At 45.5% G+C, this 246-nt stretch carries 1 pseudogene; it reads left to right on the top strand.

Annotation, left to right across the window (positions count from 1 at the left end):
- Positions 1-246: pseudogene (locus MZO40_RS17215) on the top strand (hypothetical protein); the annotation flags it as partial.

Here is a 246-nt window from a genome sequence, read left to right as displayed (position 1 = left end):
AAGACCTATGGGTCTTGGTCAGCAGATCAAAGCTTTGCGGCAGTAACTAGCCCAGCTATTAAGGGTTACACGCCAGACCAGGCTGAAATTGGGGCACAAACTGTGAGTGGTGACGCTAGTGATCTTGACTTCACGGTGGTTTATGCTAAGAATGCGCCAACTATTACAACTGAAAGCAAGACGATTAATGAAACTATCCATTACGTCTACAAAGATGGTACGACAGCTCATGATGATTATGTGGCC

It is taken from the genome of Lactiplantibacillus sp. B652, from assembly GCF_023806745.1.
GTDB lineage: Bacteria > Bacillota > Bacilli > Lactobacillales > Lactobacillaceae > Lactiplantibacillus > Lactiplantibacillus pentosus.
The sequence above is the reverse complement of the archived record's forward strand: the minus strand, read 5'-3'. Positions and strand labels throughout refer to the sequence as shown.